Origin of the sequence: Rugamonas sp. (assembly GCF_025354735.1) — a bacterium.
GTDB lineage: Bacteria > Pseudomonadota > Gammaproteobacteria > Burkholderiales > Burkholderiaceae_D > Rugamonas.
Genome location: NZ_JANXMI010000314.1, coordinates 1 through 22,045 on the forward strand (window position 1 = coordinate 1; position 22,045 = coordinate 22,045).

Consider the following 22,045-nt stretch of genomic DNA (forward strand, 5'->3'; position numbering starts at 1 on the left):
CGCGCCGGCGGCGGGGACATCGGGCCGATGGCGGTGCGCGCCCGCCCGCAGGTTGCGCTGGCGGCGGCGCGCGCGGCGCCGCTCGCCCCATGCTTGCAAGACGGTGGTGAGAAATCGTGGCATCTGCCCCTCGCGCTGGTGTGTGGTTCTGTCGCCGCTTAGCGGAGGGAACGAAAAAGCGTGGCCGGAAAATCATCGTCCGGTCGCCATTTTTTACCGTTCGCGCCGTCCAGCATGCGGCTCGTCGCAATCGCATGGCGCCGCGCCGGGCCGGTGGCTAAAGTGACCACATCGAAACGCACACACAGACTGAAAGGAAGCAAAATGAACGTCCTGAAAAACTTCGAAGCTGTCTTCATCATCACTCTCGGTCTGGCTTGCGGCAGCAACTACCTCGCCCAGCGCGGCAGCGAAGCACCGACCGAAATGAGCGCCACGGCCCGCGCCGCAAGCCTCGCCACGCCGGACATGCCGGTGGTGGTGGTCGCCGCGAAACGCATGAGCACCGCCGAAAAACGGCAGTCGCTGATCGACGAACAAAGCGCCCAGATGGCTTCCCGCAGCACCGACCCAACCATCTGAGCGCGCCACCGAATTCGCCTGCACGCCGCGCGCTCACCGCGACGTTGCGTGTCAGGCGAACCCGTTTCAGCGCGCCCGGGTCTGTGCGCTGGCAGACACAAGACCCGGCCGGCTTGTGTCAGTTGTAAGCAGTTGAATCTTTCATGCCGCACCCGCGCGGCGCTTGATATATTCGCTCCAAGCGTGAAGCACACGCAGACTACCTGGAGAAATATGATGATTAAGCCCACCACCATTTACGCGGCAGCCGTCCTGGCCTTGAGCGCGGCCGCATTCATGCCGGCGACGTCGATGGCGCAAGTCGGCGTCAGCGTCGTCATCGGAAATGAACCGCCGCCGCCGCGCTTTGAAAGCGTGCCGGCCGCGCGCCGCGGCTACGTCTGGGCGCCCGGATACTGGAATTGGGAAGGCCGCCGCCACGTCTGGCTGAACGGCCACTGGGAACCGGAACATCGCGGCCAGCAGTGGCGCCGCGCCGAATGGGTGCGTGAAGGCGGCGGCTGGCGCCTGAGCCCCGGCGGCTGGGTCGAAGTCGGCGCCGCGCCGGTCGCCGTCGAGTACATCAGCGCGGCGCCGCCGGCACCGCGTTTCGAGCGCATTCCCGAACCGCGTCCCGGCTACGTCTGGGGTCCGGGCTACTGGGAATGGCGCGGCAACCGGCATGAATGGGTGGGCGGCGGCTGGATCGCCGAACGGCCGGGCTACATCTACAGCGCGCCGCACTGGACCCAGCGCGACGGCCACTGGTTCCGCGAGGAGGCGCACTGGGATCACCACGAGGGCTATGAGCACGGCGGCCATCACGACCGCGATCACGACGGCGTGCCTGACCGCTACGACCACCACCCGGACAATCCGCACCGCGATTAATTTTTCACCCGCGCCAGCCGGTTTATAGGTTAAGCGCGGGGCAAGCGCCGGCATATCGGTTATGCTGGCGCCCTCCCACAGATCATGGGGGTCGCTTCCAACGGAGCGGCCCTTTTTTTATGCCGACATCCGACTACGACGCGCTGACCGCCGCAGCTTTTCACAAGGAACGCGTGCTGGCGCGCCGGCTGGCCACGCGGTCCGGCCTGACGCCGGCCGAGGCGTTGCGGCAGGTGATGACGCAGGCGGCCGGCGCGCCGGGACTGGCGTCGCTGCTGGCGCAACGCGCGCAGGCGCAGGCGGCGGAGGCGGCGCGGCGCGCCGCCAGAGCGCAGGAAAAAATCGATACACTGGCGCTGAGGCGGGCCCGCGATCAGCCGCCGCCGGGCGCGTGGCTGGCGTGGTTCGACGGCTCGGCCCACCCGAATCCGGGACGGCTGGGCATCGGCGCCTTGCTGCGCGGCCCGGCCGGAGAATGCGTGGAGATCAGCCGGCGCGCCGGCCATGGCAACAGCGGCGAGGCGGAATATCTGGCCTTGATCGCGCTGCTGGAAACAGCGCTGCGCCACCGGCCGCCGCAACTGGCGATCTACGGCGACAGCCAGGTGGTGGTCAACGATGTGAACCGGCCGCCGGCGACGGCCGGCGCGGCCGGTTTGCAGGCGCATCATGCGCGCGCCATCGGCTTGATGGCGCAACTGCCCGAGGTCGCGCTGCGCTGGATACCGCGCCACCGCAACGCCGACGCGGACCGGCTGTCGCAGCAGGCGATCGCCTCGTGGCCGCAGGCCGACCATGAAGACGCGGACGACACCGACGACAACGACAACGACCACGCCGATCCGGCGCTGTAAGAAGCGCCGTAAAACTCAGGCGGCGACGCTGTCGATCAAGCCCATTTCCTCGCTCGTCATCAGGCGGTCGATATCGATCAGGATCAGCATGCGATCGTCGAGCGTGCCCAGGCCGACGATATGGTCGGTGTTGAGCGCCGTGCCCAATTCCGGCGCCGGCTTGATTTGCTCGGGCAGCAGCGTGGTCACGTCGGACACGCGGTCGACCACCATGCCGACCACGCGCTGGCCGATGTTGAGGATGATGACGACGGTGAACTGGTCATAGCTGGGCGTGCCCAGGCTGAACTTGATGCGCATGTCGACGATCGGCACGATAATGCCGCGCAGGTTGACCACGCCCTTGACGAAGGCCGGCGCATTGGCGATGCGGGTCGGCGTTTCGTAGCTGCGGATTTCGCTCACTTTTTGTATGTCGATGCCGTATTCTTCCTGGCCCAGGGTGAAGGCCAGATATTCGGCGGCGGGGACGGCGTGAGCGTCGCTGGTGACGAGAGACATGCGGTTTCCTTGTGCGCGGGTGATTATTTTAACTGGGCATAATGTTACCGCAAGCCAAGATCAAACGCATCAAATATATGTCTACGGCAACTGTTTGGGTGCCGCCGCCAGCGCGGCGGGCGGCGACGTCGCGCCGTGCGCCCGGACTTTGGCCCGCGTTCCGGCCCGGATTTTGGCCCCGACGCGGATTGCGTGCGGGTGCGCGGCGGCCGGCGGCGCCGACAGGGGCTCCGGCCTGACGCGCGGCGCCATCCTGCCGGCCGCACTGGCCAACACATAAGCGGACGGGATAGGGGTGTCGTCGAGCGCCAGCGCGTCGGCGGCGATCAGCACCAGACTTGCGGCAACGCACAGCATCAGTCGCATTTTCTCTCCGAACATTGTCATCTTGTATTTCATTTTGCACAATGCGCCGGGAATTGGCAAGCAAACAATATTTGATCGCAGCCAATATCCACGGCACAATAGCGCAGACGAGCAAAACGGTGCGCACCGCACTTCAGCCGCACCCCGCGCCACCGTGCGCACGACGACGGAGAATCATGAATACATTGCTGAGCAGCTGGCACCCGCGCCTGGTCGCGCTGGCGAGCGACCAGGCCGGCGCCGACGGTGCGCACGACACCAACCATCTGCACCGCGTGTGGCGCAACGCCACGCTGCTGCTGGACGATTATCCCGAAGCCGACGCGCTGACCGTGCTGGCCGGCTGCTATCTGCACGACCTGGTCAACCTGGCCAAGAACGATCCCGAGCGCCACCTCGCGTCGCGCAAGGCGGCGCAACTGGCCGGCCTGCGGCTGGCGGCGCTGGACTTCCCGGCCGACAAACTGGCGGCCGTGGCCCACACCATCGAGAGCCACAGCTTTTCGGCCGGCATCGCGCCCCTCACCATCGAGGCCAAAATCGTGCAGGACGCCGACCGCCTCGACGCCCTCGGCGCGGTCGGCCTGGCGCGCCTGTTCTACACGGCCGGCCGCATGGGCACCGCGCTGGCCCACGCCAACGACCCGATGGCGCTGCAACGCGAACTCGATGAAAAAGCCTACGCGCTCGATCACATCGACACCAAGCTCGCCACCCTGCCCGGCAAGATGCAGACCGCCGCCGGCCGCCGCCTGGCCGACGGCCGCCTCCAGGCGCTGATGGCGTTCCGCGACAACTTCATCGCCGAATGGGCCGCCAGCCCGGACGCGCCCTGAGCGCGACGCCCGCCACCACCGACACCCCCACCCCATACCGGCTTCCGACATGACCACTCCCCTGCCCTCCGCCCCGGCGCCCGCGCGCGCCGGCAATCTCAATTTCGTGCTGGTGTGCGTGTTCATCGACATGCTCGGCATCGGCCTGATCGTGCCGGTGCTGCCGATACTGCTCGGCGAATTCGTCAGCGGCCACGAAGCGCAGGCGCACTGGAACGGCTACATGGGCGCCACCTTCGGACTGCTGCAATTCATCTTCATGCCGATGCTGGGCATGGTCAGCGACCGCGTCGGCCGCCGCCCGGTGCTGCTCTATTCGATGGCCGGCATGTGCCTCAATTTCCTGACGACGGCGTGGGCGCCCAACCTGGCCTGCCTGTTCATCGGCCGCGTCATCGGCGGCGCCTCGTCGGCCAGCATGTCGGTGGCGTCGGCCTACGCGTCGGACGTGTCGACGCCGGAAAACCGCGCCAAAAGCTTCGGCAAGATCGGCGCCGCCTTCGGCCTCGGTTTCATCTGCGGCCCGATGCTGGGCGGCCTGCTGGGCAGCGTCAGCCTGCACCTGCCGTTCTACGTGGCGGCGGCGCTGTCGGCGGCCAATTTCCTCTACGGTTATTTCGTCGTGCCCGAATCGCTGCCGCAGGCGCTGCGCGCGCCATTCGCGCTGGCCAAGGCCAATCCGCTGGCGGCCGTGTCCAAGCTAGCGCGGCGCGCCGACATCCGCGGCCTGATTATCGTCTTCGCGCTGTCGACCTGCGCGCAGATGATGCTGCAATCGACGTGGGTGCTGTACACCCACTTCCGCTTCGGCTGGAGCACCGGACAAAATGGCCTGGCGCTGTTCTGCGTCGGCCTGTCGGCGGCGGTGGTGCAGGCCGGCCTGCTGGGCGTGTTCATCAAGCGCTTCGGCGAAGTGCGGCTGGCGCTGATCGGCCTCGCTTCCGGCTGCATCACCTATCTGCTGTACGGCCTGGCCACGCAGGGCTGGATGATGTACGTTTTCATCCTGTGCAATCTGCTGGCCTTCGCCGCCGGCCCCGCGCTGCAAGGCATCATCTCGAAATCGACGCCGGCCAATGAACAGGGACAGCTGATGGGATCACTGCAATCGATCAGCAGCATCGGCATCATCTTCATGCCGCTGCTGGGCAACGCCATCCTGGCCTCGGTCAGCACGCTGCCGGCCAACGACTGGCGCATCGGCACCACCTTCTTCGTCTGCGCGGCGATGCAGGCGGTGGCGATCATGGTGGCGCGGCGCTATTTCAAACAGCACCACCTGCGCACCGCCGCGGCGGCGCCGTAAAGCGCGTCCCCATGCGAGCGACCATCACACCGCGCCCCGCCCCGCCGCTGCGGGCGGCGGCCATGCCCCTGCTGCGGACGGCCGCCCTGGCCCTGCTGCTGGCGTGCGGCGCCGGCGCGCGGGCCGACTGCACGCGCGACATCGCCGTGCCGGTGTCGGCCAACGGCGCCAGCATCGTCGTCGACGACAGCGGCATCCACGGCATCTATCCCGACGTGCTGCGCAGCGCCGGCCCCAAAGCCGGCTGCCGCTTCGTGCTGACCGTGGTGCCGCGCGCGCGCCAGGTGGCGATGTTCGAAGCCGGCAGCGCCGACCTGCTGGTCCCGGCCACGCGCACGCCGGAACGCGACCGCCAGGGCGTGTTCGTGCCGATGATGGGCCACCGCTCCATGCTCATCTCCCTGGACCGGCGGCGCCCGCCTATCGTCAGCGCGAAACAGCTGCTGGAGCGGCGCGAGATCCGGGTGGCGGTGGTGCGCGGCTTTGACTACGGCGCCCAGTATCGGGCGCTGGTGGCGGCGTTGACGCGGCAGGGACGCTTGTTCGAGGAAGTCGACGTCAGCGCCGTGGTGCGGCTGATGCACGACGGCGCGGTCGACATGACCATCATGACGCCGACCATCTTCGCCGGCGCCGCCAACCACGAGCCGCGTGTCAGCGGGCTGCTGGAACGGCTGCGCATGGAACCGATACCGGAACTCCCTTGGGGCATGAGCGGCGCCTACATTTCGCGCGCGTCGCTGCTGCGGCAAGACCAGGACACGCTGCGCGAGCTGCTCGAACGGGTGGCCAAATCGAACGCGGTGCTCGAAGCGTTCCAGCGCTACCACCGCGCCGACGTGCTGACCGAAAGCGTGCGGCCGCGCTGACGGATCGCTGGCATCGGCGGCCGCGCAACCGGGGTCAGACCACCGGCAGCCTTACCGTGCTGGCCCAGGATGACGGCCAAAAACACACAGCCCGCTGACGGATCAGCGGGCTGGCGGCCAACTACCCAACACTGGTCGATAAAGCAAGGCAGTGGCGGATCAGGCTCAGGCGCGTGGCTGGCCCAGATAGAAGCTGCGCTCCATGCCGATGCCGGCCTTGACCTGGCGCGACGTTTCGTCGGTCAGCACTTCGTCCTGGTTCGCTTCGAGCGCGGTCAGGATTTCCTTGGCGATCAGGTCCGGATGGGTCTTGTCCATGTCGACGCCCTTGGCCATGTCGGTGTCCATCAGACCCATGTGGGCGCCCAGCACCTGCGTGCCCTGCGCGTACAGATCGCCGCGCAAGCCGTTGGTCATGGCCCAGGCCGCCGCTTTCGAGGCGCTGTAGGTGGCGCTGCCCGGCAGGCTCAACCAGCTCAGCACGGACAGCACGTTGACGATCGCGCCGCCGCCGTTACTTTTCAGCACAGGCGCGAAGGCCGAACTGAGCGCCATCGGCGCGAAGAAATTGGCGTCCATTTCGGCGCGGGCCTTGGTCGCGGCGTCGGCGTCGACGGTGCTGGAGTTGAGCATGATGCCGGCGTTGTTAATCAGGATGGTCAGGTCCGGCGCCGCTTGCACGGCGGCGGCGATGTCGGCCGCGTTGGTCACGTCGAGCTTGATGGCGAGCACGCCCGGCAGCGTGATGGTCGATGGATCGCGCGCGGCGGCGTAGATCTTGCGGGCGCCGGCCAGCTTCAGCGCCTTAATCAGCGCCAGGCCGAGACCACGGTTAGCGCCAGTGACGAGGACGACGGAATCTTTGATGTTCATGGTGAAGCTCCTTGAGTGAGTAATGGGAAAAAACACAATATGACCAGTCAACTTAAAAACTGGCGAAAAAAAATGATACGTGAAACGAGCAATACATCCACTCGGTTCAACTCAGTTCAACTTAAGACCTTGCGCAAGGTGACGTTCATGAAACCGTCCAGCGGGCTGCGTTCGAGCGATGCTTTCGAGCGCAAGGCCGCCCCTTCCCAGGCGTTGACGATAAATGCCGCCAACTCGTACGCCGGCACGTCCGACGCCACACTGCCCTGCTGCTGCGCTTCGGCGATCACGGCGGCGAGCACCTCGGACCATTCCTGAAACGCCAGGTCGACTTGCTGGCGGATGACCGTACTCTGCCCCGACAATTCGGTGCCGAAGTTACCCAGCAGGCAGCCGCAGCTGAAATTGCTGTCGACGCCGATATTCACCAGCCACTCGAAATAGCGGCGCAGGCGCTCCAAGGGCGGCACGGCTACATCGGCCAGCACGGCGCGCGAGTCCACGCCAAGCTGGGCGTAGCGCTCCAGCACTTCCAGCCCCAGCGCTTCCTTGCTGGCGAAGTGGTTGTAGAACGAGCCCTTCGGCACGCCCGCCGCCTCGGTGATGTCCTGCACGCTGGTCGCGTTGAAACCCCGGCTATGCAGCAAGGCAAGGCTGGTGGAGACTATTTGTTCGCGGACGTTAGGTTTGGGCATGTCGACAATATGACTGGTCGTCTTAAATAAGTCAACGAAAGATTTTGATGTAGGGCAATAGTCAAACTTAATGAAGGAACTTGAGCATCACCGCGATGACGCCGGTTTGCACCACCACCAAGCCCACGCCCCACATGATCAATTCAGATTTCAACGTAACGATACTGAGCTCGACCTCATAGATTCTTTCGATCAGCTCCGTCCGGGTATCGCTTATTTTCGCCAATAACTCATTCCTGGCGTCGGCGGCTTCCCTCCTCAGCAAGCTGGCCGAGCTATCGATCGCCGCCGTTATTGCAGCCATCAACCGTGCCTCCATGGCCGCCAAATCCTCCTTGGTCGCCAAATGGTTTTCGACCAATTCCCATAGCCCTCCAGCCAGCGTTTTGGCTTGCATATCAGAAAACCCTCCCTCCTCCAACCGTTCGGCAAAGGCCACGGCATTGAAATTATTCGACATCGCGTTCTCCATTGTTGTTTAATACTTGGAGTCCCGCCATGGAACTTGGTTCCATCCGCATCGCTAATATTTTTCGAGTCCGCCCGACACCTTGACAGCGCGGCGCCGAACTGCAACCATACGCGCATGAAATTTACCCCATCCCATCGCTACAGCCTCAATTGGTGGCGCCGCTAAGAACACGCGGCCGCTAGCTCTAGCACATGATATTTTTATCAACGCCGCCTCCGCTGGGCGGCGTTTTTGTTCGCGCAGCCGTCGCAGGCAACGTAAAGGAACTTTGATGACACTGCCCTCCACGCCCAAAACCCCGACCGTCATCCTGACCGGCGACCGCCCCACCGGCCCGCTGCACCTCGGCCACTACGTCGGCAGCCTGCGCAACCGCATCGCCTACCAGCACGACTACCAGCAATTCATCATGCTGGCCGACGCCCAGGCGCTGACCGACAATATGGACGACACGGGCAAGGTCCACCGCAACGTCGTCGAAGTGGCGCTCGACTATCTGGCCGTCGGCATCGACCCGGCCAAGTCCACCATCCTGATCCAGTCGCAGATTCCGGAACTGGCCGAGCTGACCTTCTACTACCTGAACATGGTCACGGTGGCGCGCCTCGAACGCAATCCGACGGTGAAGCAGGAAATCATCCTGCGCGGTTTCGAGCGCGACATCCCGGCCGGCTTCCTGACCTACCCCGCCAGCCAGGCCGCCGACATCACCGCCTTCAAGGCCGCGCTGGTGCCGGTGGGCGAAGACCAGATCCCGATGATCGAGCAGACCAACGAAATCACCCGCCGCTTCAACCGCATCGTCAACCAGGACATCCTGGTCGAGTGCAAGGCGCTGGTGCCGGAAATCGGTCGCCTGCCCGGCACCGACGGCAAGGCCAAAATGAGCAAATCGCTGGCCAACACCATCAACCTCGGCGCCAGCGCCGCCGAGATCACGGCCGCCGTGAAAAAAGTCTACACCGATCCGCTGCACCTGCGCGTCGAAGATCCGGGCCACCTCGAAGGCAACGTCGCCTTCACCTACCTGGACGCCTTCGATCCCGAACAGGCGGCGCTGGCCGACATGAAGGCGCACTATGTGCGCGGCGGCCTGGGCGACAGCATCGTCAAGAAGCGCCTGGAGCTGGTGCTGCAAGAGATGCTCGCGCCGATACGCGCGCGCCGCGAGGAACTGGCCAAGGACCGCGGCTACATCATGCAGATGCTCAAGGACGGCACCTACAAGGCGCGCGACGTGGCGGCGAAAACGGCCGATGAAGTCAAAGCCGCCCTCGGCCTGCGCTACTTCTGAGCCGACGCCGCACACCGCGCGCGGCCACGGCTGCGGCCACGGTCGTAGCGCCCGATGGCGCCGGCAGCTACCTGGCCTTGCTGGCCTTCGCGCTGATTTACCTGATCGCGACGGTGCTGTGGGGTTTGAGCGCCTGGGTCGCGGCGGCCTACGGCGTCGCCAGTGTGGCCTGCTTCATCGTCTACGCGCTCGACAAGTCGGCCGCCGTCCGGCAGCGCCAGCGCACCCCGGAACGCGCGCTGCTGCTGCTCGGCCTCGCGGGCGGCTGGCCCGGCGCGATTCTGGCGCAGCAGTGGCTGCGCCACAAATCGGCCAAGCGCTCGTTCCGGCGCTGGTTCTGGTGCAGCGTCGCGCTCAACGTCGTCCTGTTGCTGTGCCTCGCGCAGCTGTCCGCCCGATACTTTTGAAAGTCCCGACCATGTGGAATGGCGTCTTATGCGGCCTGCTGGCCGGCGCGATGTGGGGCATGGTCTTCATCGTGCCCGAACTGCTGGCCGCGTTCACGCCGCTGGAAATGGCCGTCGGCCGCTACATCGCCTATGGCCTGATCGCCTGCGCGCTGACGGCGCGCAAGCTGCCCGCGCTGTTGCGCCGCCTGGGCCCTGGCGACTACGCGGCGCTGCTGCGCCACGCGCTGACCGGGAACATCATCTACTACATGCTGCTGGCACTGGGCGTGAAACTGGCCGGCGTGGCGCCGACGTCGCTGATTATCGGCGTGCTGCCGATTTCGATCACCCTGCTCGGCCACAAGGACCACGGCGCCGTGCCGCTGCGGCGCCTGGCGCTGCCGCTGCTGGTGGTCGCGGCGGGCATCGCCTGCATCAATGTCGACGTCTTCAGCCACCACGCCGGCGCCAGTTTCGAAACGGCCGAACAAACGGCGCGCAAGCTGCTCGGCGTGGTGTGCGCGGCCGGCGCGCTGCTGTGCTGGACCTGGTACGCCATCGACAACGCGCGCTACCTGAAACGCAATCCGCATTTCAGCAGCGGCGCATGGTCGGCGCTGTACGGCATGAGCAGCGGCTTGATCGCGCTGCTCATCGCCGCCGCCGCGCTGGCGCTGTTCCATGCCGACGTCACCGGCGCGGCGGGCGCCGCATCGGGCCGCGACTGGGGCTTGTTCTGGACCGTCAACGCCTTGCTGGCGTTGGGCGCGTCGGTGATCGGCAACCACCTGTGGAACGTGGCCAGCCAGCGCGTGCCGGTGACCTTGTCGGGCCAACTGATTTTATTCGAGACCCTGTTCGCGCTGCTGTACGGCTTTATCTACAAGCAGCAGCTGCCGCGCCCCTTGGAGGTGGCGGCCATCGTGCTGCTGATCGTGGGCGTGCTGTGGTCGGTGCGGGTGCACGCGGTGGAGGAAGTGACGCAACATCAGGAGTGAACCGCGGTGTAGCGCTCGCGCGGCGCGCCTAGACGAGCAAGCCGTTCTCGTTGAGCACATCCTGCACCAGCTCCAGGCGCAGCACCGGATTGTCCTGCGCCAGCAGCAGCTGTTTTTCGTGCAGGTTGAGGCGCAGCAGTTCGCACCAGCGATTGGCGACCCAGCCGGCGTCGTCGAGCCGGTACGGCGGCGCCAACGGCATCTGCGCCGGCGCCTGGCGCTTCTTTTGCAGCGACGCGATCAGCGCGCCGAGCGCCGTCGCCACATCTTCCTGGTCGGCCGGCACCGGTACCACGCGGTCGGCGGCCAGCGTCTCGACCTCGGCCAGCCACAAGCCGTGCTTCAATTGCTCGCTGCTGCTGATGCGGAAGCGCGTGGTGCCGACGCAGGTGATCTGCATCAGCCCCGCCATCGGCACCGACCAGTAGACGATGCGGGCCATCGTGCCGACCGTCGACAGCGACTCGGTGCTGCGGCCCGGCTTGCGTACCTCGCTGCCTTGCAGCAGCGAGACCACGCCGAATTCGCTGCCGCTGTCGATACACTTCTGCACCATGTCGAGATAGCGCACCTCGAACACCTGCAACGGCAGCTGCCCATCGGGGAACAGCACGGTATTGAGCGGGAAAAGCGGAATCGAGGCCATGCGGCATAATCTCATGAAAAAGCAAGGGGCGCCATATTACACAAGGCGGCGTTCAAAGGCTGCGCGGAAGGCGGGGCGCCAAGTCGGGGCGCTCAGGGTCGACGATACATCACGCCACCCTTCATCACCAGGCCGACGTGCCGCAGCGCCGCGATATCTTGCGTCGGATCGCCGTCGACCGCCACCAGGTCGGCCACGAAGCCGGGCCGCACCTGGCCCAGCGACTCGCTCCGGCCCAGCACCGCCGCATCGACCACGGTGGCCGCACGCAGCGCTTCGACCGGCGTCATGCCGAGTTTGACCAGCCATTCGATCTCGCGCGCGTTGTCGCCGTGCGCGAAGACGCCGACGTCGCTGCCATTGCCGATGGTGACGCCGAGCCGGCGCGCCAGCGCGAACGCGTGGGCGGCGGCCTGCATCTGCGGCGTCGGCGGGTCGCCCCGTTGATGCTGCTGAAAATATTCGCCGACCGCTTCCGGCGCCGTCAGCGTCGGGAAGAACACGACGTGGCGCTCGGCCATCAACCTGAACGTGGCCTCGCTGCCGCCGTAGCCATGTTCGATGGTGTCGACGCCGGCCAGCACGGCGCGCCGCATGCCTTCGTCGGTGCTGGCGTGGGCCGCCACCTTGCGCCCCGACTCATGCGCGGCCCGCACCAGCGCGTCCATCTCGGCCTGCGAAAACGTGGCGTGCGGGCCGCCATCGGGACCGGTGCGATAGTCGGCGTAGACCTTGATCCAGTCGGCGCCGCGCGCGGCCTGCTCGCGCACCGCCTTGACCACTTCATCGACCCCGGTCGCTTCCTGCGCGCCGCCGGGCAAGTCCATGTCGCCGCGGTAGGCGCGCGGCGACGGGCCGTAGCTGGCCGTGGCGACGATGGCGCGGGCGGCGACGAACAAGCGCGGGCCGGCGATCACACCCTCGTCGATGGCGCGCTTGACGGCGACGTCGGCGTACAGCGCGCCTTCGCTGCCGAGGTCGCGCAAGGTGGTGAAGCCGGCCTGCAAGGTATCGGCCGCATGGCGCGCGGCCAGCAGCGTGCGGTATTCGACCGGCTCCTTCAACACCTGGTCGTCCCACGAGGTTTCGTTATACGGGTGCAGCAGCAGATGCGAATGCAAATCCATTAAGCCGGGCAGCAGCGTCTTGCCGGGCAAGGCGATGCGCTCGGCGCCGGCCGGCGCGTGGATGGCGGCGGCCGGCCCCACCGCCTCGATCTTGCCGTAGACGACCAGCACCGCCCAACCGGCATGCGCCTGGCCGTCGCCGGTCCAGACCCGGTCGGGCGCCAGCAGCACCGGCGCCGGATCAGGGGTGGCGAGGGCGGCGGCGGCGGCGGTGGCGGCGGCGGCGAAAAGAGCGGGCATCATCGCCAGCAGACAAGTCCGGAAACGCATTATCTGATCCTTAAGTTTTCTATAATCAAAAAGCATAATACGAAGCAAAGCGGCGCCGCTGCAAGTCTATTCTTGATAAGGTGGCGATCCGGCGTTTTTTTGCGACGGCAGCGGATCGCAGGAGAGCGGCGACAATCAACAGGACGGTCACAAGGAGATCGAAATGGGGAATAACATGCTGAACAAGCTGGCTGAGAAAAGCGCGATGGCGACCGTGGCGGTCCGCGATATCAATATGGCCAAATCATTTTATGGCGGCACGCTGGGTTTGAAAGAAAGCGGTGCCGAAGGCGAAGACTTAATCCGTTATCGCTGCGGCGACTCGACCTTGCTGGTGTACCGCTCGGAATATGCGGCGACCAATCAGGCCACCGCCGTCACCTGGGGCGTCGGCGAGGATCTGGAAGACATCGTGCACGCACTGCAAGGCCAGGGCGTGGCGTTTGAACATTACGAATTGCCGGGATTGACGCGCAAAGGCGATATCCATGTCGGCGCCGGCATCCGGATTGCGTGGTTGCGCGATCCGGACGGGAATATCCTCAGTATAAACAGTCAGTAACCGCTCTGACCGGATAATCCCGTCCGTTTGAACGCGCTATTCCACGACTACCATTATTTAATCAGGAATTGCGATTTTTCCTTACCTTCGAGCCATTTAGGCGCGCGGCCGCGGCCGGTCCAGGTCTGGCCGGTGGCTTCGTCGCGGTACTTGGTCGGCACCGGAGCGCGGGTCTTGACCGTTTTGGCCTTGGCGCCGGCGCCCAGGTCGGCGGGGCTCAGGTTGTAGTCGCGCATAATGCTGGCGATTTGTTCCTTGGCCGCCGTCAGTTCATTTTTGCGGGCGGTTTCGGCCAGCGTTTCCAATTCAGCGATTTTGGTTTTGTATTCTTGATAGGTCGTCATATTTATTCCTTCTTATGGGGGGGTAGAGTTAAGCCGGCTGCGTTGTATCTGAAGCTGAAATCTGAAGCTGAAATCTGGCGCTGCAATCTGAAGTCGAAGTAAGCGGTGTGACAATGTGTGAGAATTCAGAAGCGCAAATTTACCATAAGAACCGGGGTATTCTCCACTTATATCTGCAACAAATATCAATATAGCTATAAAAATGAATAATTTCCACAACTATACGCAAAAGTGTGAGCTTCATCGTCGTCTTTTATTCAGCGGCGCGCACGATATTCAATAAGCGGCGCGGCGACGCGGGCGCGATGACACGGGAGGCGGGATTTTAAGAAGGCGGCAATATATATTCAGGCGCAGAGCGGCGGGCGCGGCTTAATACCTTCGGCCGACACTTTACGGATCAGATTGGCCAGTCGGCAGGTCGCCGGTCCGGCCGATTCGGGATTGGCGACGATCAGCGACAGCGACAGCTTGCGCCGCTGCCCCACCCGCAGCGGCAACGGTTTGAGCGTGCCGTCGGCCAGCTGGCTCTCCATCTTGTGTTCGGCCAGCCAGCCGAAACCGAGGCCATTGCAGATCAGCTCCATGCGCGTGGCCGGATTGTTCACGCTCCAGCGCTGGCCGCCGGACACCCAGCTGTGGTCGCGCGGCGTCAGCGAAGCCGAATCGCGCACGACGATGTGCAGCGCGCGCGCCAGGTCGTCGATTTCCAGCGCGCGCCCCAGCGCATGCAGGGGATGGCAGGGGTGGGCCACGGCGACGAAGTCGATGTCCATCAGCACGTCACCGAGAAAGCCGGGCGGCACGTGGCTGGTGATGGCCAGGTCGACGCGCCGCTCGATGAGCGCATCGGCCGATCCGGTCAGCATGGTCTCCTCCAGGTTGACGCGGGTGTTTTTCGACACCGGCTCGAAGTCGCGCAGCACCTGCACCAGCAGCTCGACGGGGAACAGGCTGTCGACGGCGATGCCGATCTCCGCCTCCCAGCCGCTGATGAGGCTTTGCGCCAGCTCCTCGAGCTGGAAGGACGCGCCCAGCACCTCGCGCGCCTTGCGCAGCAAGGCCTCGCCGTTCTTCGTCAGGCGCGCGCGGCGGCCGTCGATTTCCAGCAGCTCGACGCCGAGCTGCTCCTGCAATTTGGCGACCATATAACTGATCGACGACTGGCTGCGGTGCAGCGCCTCGGCCGCCTGCGCATAACCGCCGCATTCGACGATGGCCTGCAAGACCTGCCATTGTTCCAGTGTGCTCTTGGGGATCTTCATTTACTTTCCATGACATGGCTGCCGTCCCAATCGTCGGCCGGCGGGTGCTCGGCCAGATGGGCGCAGCGTTCAAAATACAGCATCGCCGCCTGGTCGCGCGGGTTCAGCGCCAGCACCTCGGCGAAGGCCTTGCGCGCGGCGCTCCATTGGCGGCGCCGGTAGTGCGATACGCCGTTGCGGAACAGGCCGACGGCGTCGACCAGATGCGGGTAGCTGTCGTCGGTGTGGAAGTCGAGCACCTCGTAGATCGCCACCGGCTGCGTCTTGCCCTTGACGACGACGATATCGAGTTCGCGCGTGCGGTAGGTGCCGCGCAGGGCGCGGTAGGTGAACTGGCTGATTAAAATGCGCGCCCCATACTGCTTGCAGGCCGACTCCAGCCGCGCCGCCAGGTTGACGCCGTCGCCGATGATGGTGTAATCCATGCGCTTGCGCGAGCCGATGTTACCCGACATCACCTGGTCGGTATTGAGGCCGATGCCGATTTCCACGGCCGGCTTGCCGTCGGCGGCGCGCGCCTGGTTCCACACGCGCAGCGCGCCCACCATGGCGATGGCGGCGCGCACGGCGCGGTCGGCGTCGTCCTCGTGGCCGACCGGGATGCCGAAAGCGGCCATGATGGCGTCGCCGATGAATTTATCGAGCATGCCCTCCTCGCGCTGGATGCAGTCGACCATCAGCGTGAAGTATTTATTGAGCAGCGCCACCGTGCCCTGCGCGCCCAGGGTCTCGGTGATGCTGGTGAAGCTGCGGATGTCGGAGAACAGCACCGTCGCCAGCACGTTCTTCCCGCCCAGCAGCTCGGCGCCGCTGGCCACCATCCGGTCGGCGATGCCGGGGTCCATATAGCGCGACATGGTCGAGCGCAGCCGCTTCTCGTTGGAGATATCCTCTATCATCAGCATCCAGCCGATGCGCTTCTTTTCCATCGACAGCAAGGGCTGCACGCTGAAGTTGACGGAGCGCGTGTCGCCGCCGCAGACCAGCTCCGCGTCCATCAGCAGCGCGGCCGCCCGGCCGGGCTCCACCTGTTCCACCTGCTGCAGGCGCTCCAGCACCCACGCGTTGGGGCCGCGGAAAAAATCGGCCGCCGGCTTGCCCAGCAGGGTGGCGCCGTCGACCCGCAGGATGCGCAGGCCGGCCGCGTTGCAGGTGACGATGCTGGCCTGGTCGTCGAGCGTGATGACGCCGTTCGACATCGATTCGAGCATCGCCTCGTTATAGTTCTTCATCTGCTGCACGTCGGCGAATAGCTTGGCGTTTTCCAGCGCGATCGAAATCTGCGCCGTGAAGGCGCGCAGGCGCGACTCGTCCTCGTTGCTGAACGGGCCGCCGCGCTTGTTGAGCACCTGGGTCACGCCGATGGTCTTGCCGTGCTTGTTGACGATGGGGACGCACAGGATGGAGCGCGTGAAAAAGCCGGTGCGCTTGTCGACGGCCGGATTGAAGCGCAGGTCGGCGTAGGCGTAGGGGATGTTGATGTTTTTCCCGGACGTGAACACGGCGCCGGCGATGCCGGCGTTGTTGGGCAGCCGGATTTGCAGCGAGTCCAGGCCCTGCCCCACTTCCGACCACAGCTCGCCGGTTTTTTCATCGTTGAGGAACAGCGTCGAGCGCTCGGCGTTGAGCAGGCGCGTGGCCTCGCCCATCACCTTTTGCAGCAGGGAGCCGAGTTTGATATCGGCCGTCACTTCGGAGACGACGTCGATGAACTCCATTTCCTGCCGCCGCACCTTGTGCATGCTCTCCAAGAAGCGCGCGCTTTGCAGCGCCAGCGTGCCCTGGGTGGTGAGCGCCTCGAGCAGCCGCAAATCGCCGCGCGTGAATTTGCCGCGCTTTTTATTGAGGGTCTGCGACACGCCGATGATCTCGCCCTTGACCGTCTTGATCGGCACGCACAGGATGGTGCGCGTGACGAAACCAGTCTGCTCGTCGATGGCGCGGTTGAAGCGCGGGTCGGCGTAGGCGTCGGCGATCAGCAGCGCCTCGCCGGTGGTGAAGACGTGGCCGGCCACGCCGGCGTGGTTCATGAAGCGGATCTCGCGCTGGATATCGCCCTGCGCCACGCGCGAGAACAGCTCGTTGGTTTCGGGATCGTTGAGGAACAGCGTGCCGCGTTCGGCGCCCAGCTCCTCGGTCGTCACCTCGACCAGGGCGGTGAGGATTTCGTCGAGCGTATCGTAGGCCGCCATCCGGCGCGACACTTCCAGCAGCAGCTCGACCTGACGCAGGCGGCGCCGTTGCGCGCCGGCGGCGCCCTCGGACGCGGCGGCGGCCGGGTTCAAGCCGGTGCTCAAGCCGGTGCTCAAGCCTGTTACCGCGCCCCGGTCAGCGCGCGGCGGCATGTCGCGCCTCCAGAGAGGAACGCAGCGCGCGTATCGTATCGTGCAGCTGGGCGATTTCGGCGCGGTGGCCGGTGGCCGCATGTTGCAGTGCGTCGGACTGTTCCAGCGTCCGACGTTCGAGCTGTTCGCGCAGCGCCGCGACGCCATCGCGCAGATGCATGATCTCGGCCTGGCCGGCGGCGATGGCGGTTTTGACGGCGGCCTCCCTGTCGATTTGCGCCAGCTCCAGCGTGGCGCGCAGCGACGTGACGGTGGCCCTGATCTGCCGCGCCTCGTTGTGGGTGGCGGTCAGCGCGTCCTGCACCTGCCGCTGGCGTTCCTGGTGGGCCGCTTCCAGCTCGGCGCGCAGCACGATCACGGTGCGCTGCAAATCGCGCACTTCGGCCAGCGCCTGCGGCAAAGCTAAGGTGGATGACTTTTTCAGGATGGCCCCGCGAACAGTGACGAGCGATGAAACGGGCGGCGCCGACATGGCGCGCGACCCACCATCATACCATCGGCCATTTTATCGCTGCGGTGGCACATAACAACAGCGGCCGCAAACGCAGCACGGAATTCGTCCCGCGCGCCATGGGCACCGTTATAATTCGCAGTCTTCTTAATCATGGATTCCCCTATCGTGTCCGATCGCCTCGCCGTGCTGCCGCATTACCTGCTTCCAAAAAAGGCATTGACCATGTTCGCCGGACGCGTCGCCGGCGCCAAGGGCGGCATCTACACGACGCAGCTGATACGCTGGTTCGTCGGCCAGTACAACGTGAACATGGGCGAGGCGCTCAATCCCGACATCGGCAGCTACGCCAGCTTCAACGATTTCTTCACGCGCGCGCTGCGGCCCGACGCCCGGCCGCTGGCCGCCGCCGATTTCATCTGCCCTATCGATGGCCGCATCAGCCAGTTCGGCGCGATTGAGGACGACCAGATTTTCCAGGCCAAGGGCCACCGCTTCACGACGACGGCGCTGATCGGCGGCGCCAGCGCGCTGGCGGCCCGGTTCCAGCATGGCAGCTTCGCCAACCTGTATCTGAGCCCGCGCGACTACCACCGCATCCACATGCCGTGCGACGGCAAACTGACGCGCATGATCTACATACCGGGCGAGCTGTTCTCGGTCAGCCCGACCGCCGCGCGCGGCATTCCCGGCCTGTTCGCGCGCAACGAGCGCGTGGTGTGCGTGTTCGACACGGCCAACGGGCCGTTCGTGATGGTGCTGGTGGGCGCCACCATCGTCGGCAGCATGGCGACGGTGTGGCATGGCGTGGTCAATCCGCCGCGCACGCCGGCGGTGCGCGAGTGGACTTATGAGGATCAGGATATCGTGCTGAAAAAAGGCGAGGAGCTGGGACGCTTCCTGCTCGGGTCCACCGTCGTGATGCTGTTCCCGCAAGGGGTGATGGAATTCAACGCGCAGTGGCAGCCGGCCGCGCCGGTGCAACTGGGCCAAGCGATGGCGAATCTGACGCCGCGCGACCGCTAATCAGAAACCCAGATCCTGGCCGGCGTCGTACAGCGACTCCAGCATATCCAAAAACACCCGCGTCTTGGCCGGCATCAGGCGGCGTCCGGGGAACACGGCCCATCCCGTCGTCGGCGGGAAGCGCCACTCGGGCAGCACGCGCACCAGCTCTCCCGTCTCCAGAAACCGTCCCGCGAATTGATCGCTGCTGGCGCCTATGCCCACGCCGGTGGCGGCCAGGCGCACCAGCAGCTCGGGCGAATTGGCCATCAGCCGCACCGGCAGTTCGCGCTCCCAGCGCGTTTTGCCGCGCGTCAGCGTCCAGTGGATCATGCCGTGCACGCGCGGCGGAAGGCTGAGCAAATCGTGCTGGAACAAGTCGTCGGGATGCTCGGGCAGTCCGCGCAGCGAGGTGTACGACGGCGCCGCGTACAGACCCAGATTGCTGAAGGCGATGCGGCGCGCCGCCAGCGAGGCGTCGTCCGGCAAATCGCCCATGCGGATCGCCAGGTCGAAATTCTCGGCCAGCAGGTCGACCCGGCGCGGCGACAAATCCAGTTCCAGCGTGATGGCCGGATAGCGGTTCATGAACTCGGCCATCACCTTGCCCATGGTGTAGTTGGCGAAGTCGCCCGGCATCGACACCCGCAGCAAGCCGCTGGGCGCGCCCTGCCGGTGCTGCGCCAGCGCGGCGGCGGCCTCGGTTTCGTCGGCCACCTTGCGCGCGTGCTCGAGCAGGCTGGCGCCGAATTCGGTCAGCACCAGCCTGCGCGTGGTGCGCAGCAGCAGGCGCTCGCCGAGTTGCGCCTCCAGCAGCGAAATGCGGCGCGACACCGTCGATTTGGGCAATTGCACCTTGTCCGCCGCGAGGCTGAAACTGCCGCATTCGACGATGCGGGCGAACAGCAGCAGGTCGGCCGGGTTGATGTCCATATGATTGTTCCATTAGTGGATTAATGTTATCCATTCTAAGGGATTCTCCGCCAGATATGGAACTGCTAAAGTCACTCCATCGCAGCAACAACACAACAGACGGAGCTTCCACATGAATATCTTGCAAATCAATTCCAGCGCCCGCAGCAGCGGTTCCGAATCGAGCCGTTTGGCCGACGCCATCGTCGCCAAGCTGGCCGCCGCCAACGCCGGCGCCACCGTCGTGCGCCGCGACCTGGCCGCCGATCCGCACCCCGTCATCGATGAACCTGCGCTGCAAGCGCTGTTCACGCCGGCCGACCAGCGCAGCGCCGACCAGGCCGCCCGCGTGGCGCTGGACGACGCGCTGATCGCCCAGGTGCAGGCGGCCGACGCCATCGTCATCGGTTCGCCGATGTACAACTTCGGCATCACCGTGCAGCTCAAAAGCTGGTTCGACGCCATCGCCCGCGCCGGCGTCACCTTCAAGTACGGCGCCACCGGCCCGATCGGCCTGTTGACCGGCAAAAAAGTCTACGTTGCGCTGGCTCGCGGCGGCATGCACCGCGATGGCCCCAGCGACACCCAGCTGCCGCACCTGAAGATGTTCCTGAGCTTCCTCGGCTTGACCGACGTGCAGTTCATCTACGCCGAAGGCATGGGCATGGGTCCGGAAGCGGTCGCCAAGGCGCAGGCCCACGCCGAAGAACAGATCAACGCCGTCCTGGTATAAAACAGCAGCGATGCGCCGGCCGCCGCGCTGGCGCCACCCACCCCACGAGGAGCATTCATGACATCAGCAACGACGAACAAGGTAGCATCGGACAGCGTACATCAGGGCCGCGGAGTCGAACGCATCATCCACGGCCAGGCCGTGATGGATGGCGCGGGTGTCAAGATCAACCGCGTGCTGACGCAGGCCTTGCAGCGCCGCCTCGATCCCTTCCTGATGCTCGACGCCTTCGGCAGCGACAAGGCCAACGACTACATCGCCGGTTTTCCCAGCCATCCGCATCGCGGCTTTGAAACCGTGTCCTATATGCTCGAAGGCCGCATGCGCCACAAGGACAGCGCCGGCAACGAAGGCTTGCTGACCAGCGGCGGCGTGCAGTGGATGACGGCCGGCCGCGGCGTGATCCACTCCGAAATGCCGGAGCAGGAAGCGGGCGTGATGGAAGGCTTCCAGCTGTGGCTCAATCTGCCGGCGCGCGACAAGATGCGGGCGCCGTGGTATCGCGATTTCAACGGCGCGGACGTGCCGGTGTTCACCACCGACGCCGGCGTCGGCGTGCGCGTGATCGCCGGCGCCAGCCACGGCGTCGTCGGCGCGGTGCAGCGCGAAGTGACGGAGCCGATCTACATCGACATCGACCTGCCGGCCGGCGCCACGTTCAAGCAGCAGCTGCCGCCCGGTCACAATGCCTTCATCTACACCTATCGCGGCGCGGTCAGTGTCGGCGACAAGTCGGTGCCGGAGAAAAGCATGGCGATCCTGGCCAATGCGGCCGATGCCGATGGCGTCACCCTGCACGCGGCGCAGGCCAGCCGCGTGATCCTGATCGCCGGCGCGCCGCTGAACGAGCCTATCGTCCAATACGGCCCGTTCGTGATGAACACCCAGGCCGAGATCGTGCAAGCGGTCGAGGACTTCCGCGCCGGGAAGCTGGGCGAGGAAGCGCACCGGTAATCGAGCAGCGGCAATCGATTTTCATGTATCCCTTTTGGGCCGGCTTCAACGCCGGCCTTTTTTTGGTTCTTCACGGATTGGCGGGAACCTCGGCTTTGATTTTCAAGAAGAATTCGGCGTCGCGATATTGCTAGACCATGGGTTTCATGACTTTGATGCGGAGGTCTCAGTCAAAAGCGACGTCTTCAAGCCGGTAGCGGAATTGCCGGCGCTCGGGCATATCCAGAATGCGATGGCGGCCGTAATCCCTTCCGATATATCCTGCGTGCCGCCGAGACGGCGCAGTTGCTCAATCAGCTGGAGGAGGGTAAGCCTCCAGCGGCCCCATCTGGCAATTGGCTTTAAGGCTGGGTAGAGTTCGTGAACGGCAGCAGGGTATCGATCTAGCTGTTAGGGCAGGTAGGCAGCTTCTCAAGCGTCTCGGTCAACCAACGCAGCGGCTCAAGGCCGTTCAGCTTGGCGGTGGCCAACAGGGTCTGGATCGCGGCGGCGCGCCGCCCCGCCCGTTCCGAGCCGGCGAACAGCC

At 65.3% G+C, this 22,045-nt stretch carries 26 protein-coding genes; 13 read left to right on the top strand and 13 right to left on the bottom strand.

Translation table 11 applies throughout. From position 1 onward, the window contains the following. Window positions 1-324 precede the first annotated feature (324 nt). The 3 genes from Q0S71_RS26300 to Q0S71_RS26310 all read left to right on the top strand — a co-directional run bounded on the left by Q0S71_RS26300 (window position 325) and on the right by Q0S71_RS26310 (window position 2,306). Window positions 325-582 carry a hypothetical protein gene (locus Q0S71_RS26300; RefSeq protein ID WP_296002378.1) on the top strand — a complete coding sequence of 86 codons (258 nt, stop codon included), beginning with the start codon at window positions 325-327 and terminating at the stop codon, window positions 580-582. Window positions 583-795: 213 nt separating this feature from the next. Further along, window positions 796-1,452 (top strand): YXWGXW repeat-containing protein, encoded by a 657-nt coding sequence (locus Q0S71_RS26305; RefSeq protein WP_296002380.1) that lies wholly within the window; start codon window positions 796-798, stop codon window positions 1,450-1,452. A 119-nt stretch (window positions 1,453-1,571) separates the two neighbouring features. Next, window positions 1,572-2,306 carry a ribonuclease HI family protein gene (locus Q0S71_RS26310; RefSeq protein WP_296002383.1) on the top strand — a complete coding sequence of 245 codons (735 nt, stop codon included), beginning with the start codon at window positions 1,572-1,574 and terminating at the stop codon, window positions 2,304-2,306. A 15-nt stretch (window positions 2,307-2,321) separates the two neighbouring features. On the opposite strand, the gene Q0S71_RS26315 is transcribed toward Q0S71_RS26310, so the two are convergent. Both Q0S71_RS26315 and Q0S71_RS26320 read right to left on the bottom strand, forming a co-directional pair. Next, on the bottom strand, window positions 2,322-2,807 hold the full coding sequence (locus tag Q0S71_RS26315; protein WP_296002385.1) for a chemotaxis protein CheW: 486 nt from the start codon (window positions 2,805-2,807) through the stop codon (window positions 2,322-2,324). Between the two features lie 81 nt (window positions 2,808-2,888). After that, on the bottom strand, window positions 2,889-3,206 hold the full coding sequence (locus Q0S71_RS26320; protein ID WP_296002388.1) for a hypothetical protein: 318 nt from the start codon (window positions 3,204-3,206) through the stop codon (window positions 2,889-2,891). Between the two features lie 143 nt (window positions 3,207-3,349). On the opposite strand from Q0S71_RS26320, the gene Q0S71_RS26325 reads away from it, so the two are divergent. The 3 genes from Q0S71_RS26325 to Q0S71_RS26335 all read left to right on the top strand — a co-directional run bounded on the left by Q0S71_RS26325 (window position 3,350) and on the right by Q0S71_RS26335 (window position 6,184). Then, window positions 3,350-4,009: an HD domain-containing protein gene (locus Q0S71_RS26325; RefSeq protein ID WP_296002391.1), complete on the top strand. Its 660-nt coding sequence runs from the start codon at window positions 3,350-3,352 to the stop codon at window positions 4,007-4,009. Window positions 4,010-4,058: 49 nt separating this feature from the next. Further along, window positions 4,059-5,315 (top strand): TCR/Tet family MFS transporter, encoded by a 1,257-nt coding sequence (locus tag Q0S71_RS26330; RefSeq protein ID WP_296002394.1) that lies wholly within the window; start codon window positions 4,059-4,061, stop codon window positions 5,313-5,315. A 62-nt stretch (window positions 5,316-5,377) separates the two neighbouring features. After that, a complete protein-coding gene (locus Q0S71_RS26335; protein WP_296002397.1) occupies window positions 5,378-6,184 on the top strand; it encodes an ABC transporter substrate-binding protein in 807 nt (268 codons plus the stop codon). Window positions 6,185-6,349: 165 nt separating this feature from the next. Here the strand turns inward: Q0S71_RS26335 and Q0S71_RS26340 are convergent, their stop codons facing one another. The 3 genes from Q0S71_RS26340 to Q0S71_RS26350 form a co-directional block, all read right to left on the bottom strand. Continuing rightward, a complete protein-coding gene (locus Q0S71_RS26340; RefSeq protein ID WP_296002399.1) occupies window positions 6,350-7,057 on the bottom strand; it encodes an SDR family oxidoreductase in 708 nt (235 codons plus the stop codon). 116 nt (window positions 7,058-7,173) lie between these two features. Continuing rightward, complete coding sequence (locus Q0S71_RS26345; protein ID WP_296002405.1) at window positions 7,174-7,752, bottom strand: TetR/AcrR family transcriptional regulator; 579 nt, start codon at window positions 7,750-7,752, stop codon at window positions 7,174-7,176. 67 nt (window positions 7,753-7,819) lie between these two features. Then, on the bottom strand, window positions 7,820-8,212 hold the full coding sequence (locus Q0S71_RS26350; protein WP_296002407.1) for a hypothetical protein: 393 nt from the start codon (window positions 8,210-8,212) through the stop codon (window positions 7,820-7,822). 283 nt (window positions 8,213-8,495) lie between these two features. Between Q0S71_RS26350 and trpS the strand changes: the two genes are divergently transcribed. The 3 genes from trpS (at window position 8,496) to Q0S71_RS26365 (ending at window position 10,905) form a co-directional block, all read left to right on the top strand. Further along, entirely contained in the window at window positions 8,496-9,518 is a 1,023-nt protein-coding gene (trpS, locus tag Q0S71_RS26355; protein WP_296002409.1) for a tryptophan--tRNA ligase, read from the top strand. A gap of 77 nt (window positions 9,519-9,595) precedes the next feature. Next, window positions 9,596-9,925: a DUF1294 domain-containing protein gene (locus tag Q0S71_RS26360; protein ID WP_296002412.1), complete on the top strand. Its 330-nt coding sequence runs from the start codon at window positions 9,596-9,598 to the stop codon at window positions 9,923-9,925. 11 nt (window positions 9,926-9,936) lie between these two features. After that, window positions 9,937-10,905 (top strand): DMT family transporter, encoded by a 969-nt coding sequence (locus Q0S71_RS26365; RefSeq protein ID WP_296002414.1) that lies wholly within the window; start codon window positions 9,937-9,939, stop codon window positions 10,903-10,905. Window positions 10,906-10,933: 28 nt separating this feature from the next. On the opposite strand, the gene Q0S71_RS26370 is transcribed toward Q0S71_RS26365, so the two are convergent. Both Q0S71_RS26370 and Q0S71_RS26375 read right to left on the bottom strand, forming a co-directional pair. After that, window positions 10,934-11,551, bottom strand: coding sequence for an LON peptidase substrate-binding domain-containing protein (locus Q0S71_RS26370; RefSeq protein WP_296002416.1), 618 nt, complete (start codon window positions 11,549-11,551; stop codon window positions 10,934-10,936). A gap of 92 nt (window positions 11,552-11,643) precedes the next feature. Next, a complete protein-coding gene (locus Q0S71_RS26375) occupies window positions 11,644-12,948 on the bottom strand; it encodes an amidohydrolase family protein (RefSeq protein ID WP_296002419.1) in 1,305 nt (434 codons plus the stop codon). Window positions 12,949-13,123: 175 nt separating this feature from the next. Between Q0S71_RS26375 and Q0S71_RS26380 the strand changes: the two genes are divergently transcribed. Beyond that, window positions 13,124-13,510: a VOC family protein gene (locus Q0S71_RS26380; RefSeq protein ID WP_296002422.1), complete on the top strand. Its 387-nt coding sequence runs from the start codon at window positions 13,124-13,126 to the stop codon at window positions 13,508-13,510. A gap of 53 nt (window positions 13,511-13,563) precedes the next feature. Here the strand turns inward: Q0S71_RS26380 and Q0S71_RS26385 are convergent, their stop codons facing one another. The 4 genes from Q0S71_RS26385 to Q0S71_RS26400 all read right to left on the bottom strand — a co-directional run bounded on the left by Q0S71_RS26385 (window position 13,564) and on the right by Q0S71_RS26400 (window position 17,936). Further along, window positions 13,564-13,854, bottom strand: coding sequence for an H-NS histone family protein (locus Q0S71_RS26385; RefSeq protein WP_296002426.1), 291 nt, complete (start codon window positions 13,852-13,854; stop codon window positions 13,564-13,566). 347 nt (window positions 13,855-14,201) lie between these two features. Beyond that, on the bottom strand, window positions 14,202-15,119 hold the full coding sequence (locus Q0S71_RS26390) for a LysR family transcriptional regulator (RefSeq protein ID WP_296002429.1): 918 nt from the start codon (window positions 15,117-15,119) through the stop codon (window positions 14,202-14,204). Then, on the bottom strand, window positions 15,116-17,464 hold the full coding sequence (locus tag Q0S71_RS26395) for a GAF domain-containing protein (RefSeq protein WP_296002432.1): 2,349 nt from the start codon (window positions 17,462-17,464) through the stop codon (window positions 15,116-15,118). The genes Q0S71_RS26390 and Q0S71_RS26395 overlap by 4 nt, the downstream gene beginning before the upstream one ends. Beyond that, the gene (locus tag Q0S71_RS26400; protein ID WP_296002434.1) at window positions 17,448-17,936 is read right to left on the bottom strand and encodes a hypothetical protein; all 489 of its coding nucleotides are present in this window, start codon (window positions 17,934-17,936) and stop codon (window positions 17,448-17,450) included. Before Q0S71_RS26400 ends, Q0S71_RS26395 begins: the two co-directional genes overlap by 17 nt. Before the next feature lie 147 nt (window positions 17,937-18,083). Here Q0S71_RS26400 and asd point away from each other — a divergent pair, with 147 nt between their 5' ends. Beyond that, window positions 18,084-18,941, top strand: a complete 858-nt coding sequence (gene asd / locus Q0S71_RS26405; protein WP_296002437.1) for an archaetidylserine decarboxylase — start codon at window positions 18,084-18,086, stop codon at window positions 18,939-18,941. Here asd and Q0S71_RS26410 read toward each other — a convergent pair whose 3' ends face one another. Continuing rightward, window positions 18,942-19,853: a LysR family transcriptional regulator gene (locus Q0S71_RS26410; protein ID WP_296002439.1), complete on the bottom strand. Its 912-nt coding sequence runs from the start codon at window positions 19,851-19,853 to the stop codon at window positions 18,942-18,944. Between the two features lie 112 nt (window positions 19,854-19,965). Between Q0S71_RS26410 and Q0S71_RS26415 the strand changes: the two genes are divergently transcribed. Together Q0S71_RS26415 and Q0S71_RS26420 are read left to right on the top strand one after the other, a co-directional pair. Next, entirely contained in the window at window positions 19,966-20,565 is a 600-nt protein-coding gene (locus Q0S71_RS26415) for an NAD(P)H-dependent oxidoreductase (RefSeq protein ID WP_296002443.1), read from the top strand. Window positions 20,566-20,622: 57 nt separating this feature from the next. Next, window positions 20,623-21,519: a pirin family protein gene (locus Q0S71_RS26420; protein WP_296002446.1), complete on the top strand. Its 897-nt coding sequence runs from the start codon at window positions 20,623-20,625 to the stop codon at window positions 21,517-21,519. Window positions 21,520-21,902: 383 nt separating this feature from the next. Here the strand turns inward: Q0S71_RS26420 and Q0S71_RS26425 are convergent. Then, window positions 21,903-22,045, bottom strand: a 143-nt coding sequence (locus Q0S71_RS26425; RefSeq protein WP_296002449.1) for a transposase domain-containing protein, incomplete at its 5' end; no start/stop codon positions are given.

Bases quoted from the DNA above. Each gene is read 5' to 3' on its own strand.
- Q0S71_RS26390 (WP_296002429.1), bottom strand. From the start codon at position 15,119: ATGAAGATCCCCAAGAGCACACTGGAACAATGGCAGGTCTTGCAGGCC.
- Q0S71_RS26395 (WP_296002432.1), bottom strand. From the start codon at position 17,464: ATGCCGCCGCGCGCTGACCGGGGCGCGGTAACAGGCTTGAGCACCGGC.
- Q0S71_RS26370 (WP_296002416.1), bottom strand. From the start codon at position 11,551: ATGGCCTCGATTCCGCTTTTCCCGCTCAATACCGTGCTGTTCCCCGAT.
- trpS (WP_296002409.1), top strand. From the start codon at position 8,496: ATGACACTGCCCTCCACGCCCAAAACCCCGACCGTCATCCTGACCGGC.
- Q0S71_RS26340 (WP_296002399.1), bottom strand. From the start codon at position 7,057: ATGAACATCAAAGATTCCGTCGTCCTCGTCACTGGCGCTAACCGTGGT.
- Q0S71_RS26310 (WP_296002383.1), top strand. From the start codon at position 1,572: ATGCCGACATCCGACTACGACGCGCTGACCGCCGCAGCTTTTCACAAG.
- Q0S71_RS26345 (WP_296002405.1), bottom strand. From the start codon at position 7,752: ATGCCCAAACCTAACGTCCGCGAACAAATAGTCTCCACCAGCCTTGCC.
- Q0S71_RS26410 (WP_296002439.1), bottom strand. From the start codon at position 19,853: ATGGACATCAACCCGGCCGACCTGCTGCTGTTCGCCCGCATCGTCGAA.
- Q0S71_RS26420 (WP_296002446.1), top strand. From the start codon at position 20,623: ATGACATCAGCAACGACGAACAAGGTAGCATCGGACAGCGTACATCAG.
- Q0S71_RS26365 (WP_296002414.1), top strand. From the start codon at position 9,937: ATGTGGAATGGCGTCTTATGCGGCCTGCTGGCCGGCGCGATGTGGGGC.
- Q0S71_RS26330 (WP_296002394.1), top strand. From the start codon at position 4,059: ATGACCACTCCCCTGCCCTCCGCCCCGGCGCCCGCGCGCGCCGGCAAT.
- Q0S71_RS26375 (WP_296002419.1), bottom strand. From the start codon at position 12,948: ATGCGTTTCCGGACTTGTCTGCTGGCGATGATGCCCGCTCTTTTCGCC.
- Q0S71_RS26300 (WP_296002378.1), top strand. From the start codon at position 325: ATGAACGTCCTGAAAAACTTCGAAGCTGTCTTCATCATCACTCTCGGT.
- Q0S71_RS26325 (WP_296002391.1), top strand. From the start codon at position 3,350: ATGAATACATTGCTGAGCAGCTGGCACCCGCGCCTGGTCGCGCTGGCG.
- Q0S71_RS26400 (WP_296002434.1), bottom strand. From the start codon at position 17,936: ATGTCGGCGCCGCCCGTTTCATCGCTCGTCACTGTTCGCGGGGCCATC.
- Q0S71_RS26415 (WP_296002443.1), top strand. From the start codon at position 19,966: ATGAATATCTTGCAAATCAATTCCAGCGCCCGCAGCAGCGGTTCCGAA.
- Q0S71_RS26305 (WP_296002380.1), top strand. From the start codon at position 796: ATGATGATTAAGCCCACCACCATTTACGCGGCAGCCGTCCTGGCCTTG.
- Q0S71_RS26335 (WP_296002397.1), top strand. From the start codon at position 5,378: ATGCCCCTGCTGCGGACGGCCGCCCTGGCCCTGCTGCTGGCGTGCGGC.
- Q0S71_RS26350 (WP_296002407.1), bottom strand. From the start codon at position 8,212: ATGTCGAATAATTTCAATGCCGTGGCCTTTGCCGAACGGTTGGAGGAG.
- Q0S71_RS26380 (WP_296002422.1), top strand. From the start codon at position 13,124: ATGCTGAACAAGCTGGCTGAGAAAAGCGCGATGGCGACCGTGGCGGTC.
- Q0S71_RS26320 (WP_296002388.1), bottom strand. From the start codon at position 3,206: ATGAAATACAAGATGACAATGTTCGGAGAGAAAATGCGACTGATGCTG.
- Q0S71_RS26315 (WP_296002385.1), bottom strand. From the start codon at position 2,807: ATGTCTCTCGTCACCAGCGACGCTCACGCCGTCCCCGCCGCCGAATAT.
- Q0S71_RS26385 (WP_296002426.1), bottom strand. From the start codon at position 13,854: ATGACGACCTATCAAGAATACAAAACCAAAATCGCTGAATTGGAAACG.